The organism is Myxacorys sp. (assembly GCF_059501405.1).
This window is the reverse complement of sequence record NZ_JCACCM010000027.1, coordinates 1-3,668: the sequence shown is the minus strand read 5'-3', so window position 1 is coordinate 3,668 and position 3,668 is coordinate 1. Positions and strand designations below refer to the sequence as shown.

The window sequence follows — 3,668 nt, the reverse complement described above, 5'->3', positions numbered from 1 at the left end:
TTGCTAGCGCCGATATTGTCGGGAAGGATTCATGTTTAATTGAGAACTTTGCAGAGGCTAACATATTAAATGTGAAGCTTTCCAGACTGACCGACTTATTAGTGGGGGTGATTGAAGCAGACCACCTTGAATTCCTTGGGTACCACCGGAGGAATCTGCTCATCTGAGCTTCAGCGCTACAAATAACCGAATGATTGCCTGCCCAGCAAACAGTCAATGCTTTCATTTCGGTCGCCGCAAACCCTATCCAGCAAAGCTTTGATGCCTATATGATAAATTTTTACACGTATCTCGGATCGATGCCAATTTACGGCTTAACCCTTTAGCAATAAATAGCACTTCACCTAGCTTCCAAACCGCTGCATCATCGACTTCGCCCGCTTCTGGTTCGCGATCTGCTGTCGATACTCATTCTTTTTCACAGCTTCCCCTAGAACAGCCTCTAGCGCGTCTGAATTTCCCTCACAGTACTCAAACATGGCCTCGATCAATACCTCCCGGCAAATGTCGTTCTCGCGGCATAGATCATGGAGGCGATTGCTCAATTCCTTCTCAAACCTCAGCGTCGTCTGCTTTGTCTCTAACGGTTTCAACGTTTCTTGAGTACTGGGCTGCTGAACTGCTGGAGTATTAGAGCTTTCGATATCTAGCCTTCTAGATGTCGAGATATCTTGACTTGTAGAAGAGAGGGCGGTAGGAGCTAATGAAGCATCTCGATTGGGGACAGTTGGACGGTTTCGACTTCTTAAGCGTTCGAGTGCATCAGACATAATCGGCTCGTGGTTAGAAGACAGACTGGCAACAGTAAGAGCGTTAGACTTGCAGATATCTAGATATCTAGATATCAATATTACTTGTATTCATCAGTTATCAGACAGCGCTTTGATAATTTGCTCGAATGGGTATTGCAAGTCTGCTTGTCCCAAATCGGAAAGTAGTTTCCCTTGTCGAATGGCAGCTTTGAACTTCTCAGACTCCCGAATGGAGGGAAGGAGCGGGATGTCGCCTGCAAACTCTCTCATCGCCTCAATGTTCTGTCTGCCTTCAAGCGTTTGAGTATTGCCAACCCAGCGATCGCGGAAGGGCACAATCCCTAAAACCTTGCCCGTAAATGCCATCAGGTTCTCTTGCTCTCTTAGGAAGTCCAACGTGTCGATCAGGCTGTTCATCCCTTTCACATTAGCTTCGACAGGAATGAGGACGTAATCTGATGCGCCAACTGACGTTAGGCAAAGCTGCGATCGCGACGGCTGTACATCAATGAGGACGTAATCAAACAAATCTGCCACTGACTTGAGCCGTAGTTTGAGAATGAAGGCTCCAGTTCCACTACTGCTGAGAAAATCTGAGACTTTGAAGAGTCCGCGATCAGCAGGAATCAAAAATAAGTTCTCGTAGCCCGTGGGGTAAATGCCGTCTTCAGTTTTTACCCCTCCAGTCAGCACCTCAAATAAACTCGGCTGGTTAGGCTGAACTTCGTGATTGAGATAGAAGGTGAGATTAGCTTGGGGGTCGGAATCGATCGCTAACACTTTCTTCCCTTGTTGAGCCAGAAGAAGGGCAGTAAAGAAGATACTAGTCGTTTTTCCCTGTCCGCCTGAAAGCGAGATACAGGAGCAAATTTGCATGAGAGTTGTCTTAATTCGATAAACAAAGAATACATCGCTAAAATCAAAGTGTCTAGAGGTGTAGATATCTAGATATCTACACCTCTAGACACTTTGATTTTGACTTCTGGAAATTTCAATCAACCACCAAGAGTTACGGTTGCTCATTCGCTTTGATCTTCAATGCCCGATTGCCAAGGTAGCTAACTCGCATCGATTGACCTGCACGGATTCCCCTTGATGCTTCTCGATACGTTTCGGCATCCGTTTGCAACACTCTATTCTCACAGCGCAGCTGATAATTAACGGAACGCTGTAACAGAGGCGAGCCATTCTGTTCCTGAGTTTGACGATGCTGATCCACTTCATCGGCAGTCGGACGGGGAGGCAAAGCAGCCCACCAAGTCCCGTTGTCGTCGTTTGAAACCGCATCCACGGGTCGCTCGCCGTTGAAATTTGTCAGGGTATTACTTTGAAAGGCCTGCTTGCGTTGTGTGTTGAATCCGCCACTCGTCTTATTGATGTAATACTCCACCTCCCAGGTTTGAGTTGCGACAGCGATCGCAGTATTGCACAGAGTTTGCGGCATCATCCCATTTTCCCCAGTACAACTAGTAAGGGCAAGGAATGCAACACCAATCGCCAGCCAGTTCAAGATTAGAGGCTTCATCGTTATAGGCAAACTCAATTTGTACTGACTACCGAATGTCCCTAAACCGTTTTGGATTCGGCGTCCTGTACCTCACTGTATGCTGAATATTCTGCCGCTTCACCCATTGCTCCACATCTCGGACGCATTGACCTTAATTCAGTCGAATTGCTTATGGAGCGAGTCGCTACCTTAGAGCAGCAGTTAAAGAAGCTGTCTCAATGTGTCATAAGTTAAAGCGTTATGGCAGGGTTAGCAGGTTTTAGGGTCATCAAACTCCCTTTGTGAAAAAGTATTTCAGCGTCCTAGAGTCAACTGCTTTTCTCAATTTGCAGGAGCCAATTCCCCGACTGAGCCAACTCCTCAGTCTTCCCACTGAGAATCAGCCACATTGCCGTTCGAGTTCTGAGCCACCCCTTCACAACTTGATGTTCTGATGAAACTGACCCCATCTGGCCACGCGTCGTCCGACTCAATTGAGTCTGACCGCAGTAGCTCTTTGCGCCCCCAACCATCACCTCAAAGAATGGGCTAGGCCGATAACCCGGTGGAACGACAAAATAAGCATAGACGTGGTGCCGCCCTTTCCAGGGTTTAATCACGACATCAGTGGGATGAAGTGGTTGAGTCTGCGATGACGATACGGACTGTGCAGGGCATTGCGAGACAAGCCCAGGCTTCCGAGGCAATTTGAATTGGTCAGGTACTGCCGAGACGATGAGCGCAGAACCCAACATTAATGGAAGGGCGACGCTCAACGATAACGAGACCGCCATGTAGATTCGCTTTTTGGCTAGCATTCCTAGTTTCCTCACTACCGAAGCTCAATGTAATCGCGGAGCATGGCAAGGGTATGTAATTTCGATGGCAGGAAGACTTCAGTAGTTCCTATAGCGTGAATTCAACAGGCAATACGCTAGACTTTGTGCTGAAAGGGAAGCGCGATGGGTTGGACTAAAGACTGGCAATCGCATCCATTACCTGCTGCTCCATCACTTCCAAATACTTCTGCAATGCTGATAATGTCTCATGTCCTGAGATCTCCTGAATCACGCGCAGGGGCACACCCGCGTTAGAAAGTCGGGTCAATGCCGTGCGCCTGAAGCTGTGGGTACTAGCTCCCTCAATCGCCGACTCTGCAAACGCCTCTCGCAAAATCAGAGCCGCCGAATCAGGGTGGATGTGCCCACGACCATGACGACCGGGGAATAAGTAGCGCTTTCCGGCTTGAGGGTGATGACGCGTGAGCAGATCTACTAGTTCAGATCGCACCGGAAATGATCGCGTTTTCAATTTGCCTTTGGTGTTGCTCTTACGAAACGTGAGCTTTGTTCTTACAGACCCATTTGCTCCATAGATATAGCCCTACTAATCCAGGTTAGGACGTATGGTAGAGCCATAATGCATGATCA

At 48.0% G+C, this 3,668-nt stretch carries 5 protein-coding genes; all 5 read right to left on the bottom strand.

The annotated features are described in order from the left end of the window. Positions 1 to 344 precede the first annotated feature (344 nt). The 5 genes from AC5I6P_RS02835 to AC5I6P_RS02815 all read right to left on the bottom strand — a co-directional run bounded on the left by AC5I6P_RS02835 (position 345) and on the right by AC5I6P_RS02815 (position 3,615). Positions 345 to 770 (bottom strand): carboxysome distribution maintenance protein McdB, encoded by a 426-nt coding sequence (locus tag AC5I6P_RS02835; RefSeq protein WP_495692246.1) that lies wholly within the window; start codon positions 768 to 770, stop codon positions 345 to 347. Between the two features lie 93 nt (positions 771 to 863). Continuing rightward, positions 864 to 1,628 carry a ParA family protein gene (locus tag AC5I6P_RS02830; protein WP_495692245.1) on the bottom strand — a complete coding sequence of 255 codons (765 nt, stop codon included), beginning with the start codon at positions 1,626 to 1,628 and terminating at the stop codon, positions 864 to 866. A gap of 133 nt (positions 1,629 to 1,761) precedes the next feature. Further along, entirely contained in the window at positions 1,762 to 2,277 is a 516-nt protein-coding gene (locus AC5I6P_RS02825) for a hypothetical protein (protein WP_495692244.1), read from the bottom strand. 290 nt (positions 2,278 to 2,567) lie between these two features. Further along, positions 2,568 to 3,056 (bottom strand): hypothetical protein, encoded by a 489-nt coding sequence (locus AC5I6P_RS02820; protein WP_495692243.1) that lies wholly within the window; start codon positions 3,054 to 3,056, stop codon positions 2,568 to 2,570. Positions 3,057 to 3,210: 154 nt separating this feature from the next. Continuing rightward, positions 3,211 to 3,615 carry a tyrosine-type recombinase/integrase gene (locus AC5I6P_RS02815; RefSeq protein WP_495692247.1) on the bottom strand — a complete coding sequence of 135 codons (405 nt, stop codon included), beginning with the start codon at positions 3,613 to 3,615 and terminating at the stop codon, positions 3,211 to 3,213. Positions 3,616 to 3,668: the final 53 nt, after the last annotated feature.

Bases quoted from the DNA above. Each gene is read 5' to 3' on its own strand.
- AC5I6P_RS02835 (WP_495692246.1), bottom strand. From the start codon at position 770: ATGTCTGATGCACTCGAACGCTTAAGAAGTCGAAACCGTCCAACTGTC.
- AC5I6P_RS02830 (WP_495692245.1), bottom strand. From the start codon at position 1,628: ATGCAAATTTGCTCCTGTATCTCGCTTTCAGGCGGACAGGGAAAAACG.
- AC5I6P_RS02825 (WP_495692244.1), bottom strand. From the start codon at position 2,277: ATGAAGCCTCTAATCTTGAACTGGCTGGCGATTGGTGTTGCATTCCTT.
- AC5I6P_RS02820 (WP_495692243.1), bottom strand. From the start codon at position 3,056: ATGCTAGCCAAAAAGCGAATCTACATGGCGGTCTCGTTATCGTTGAGC.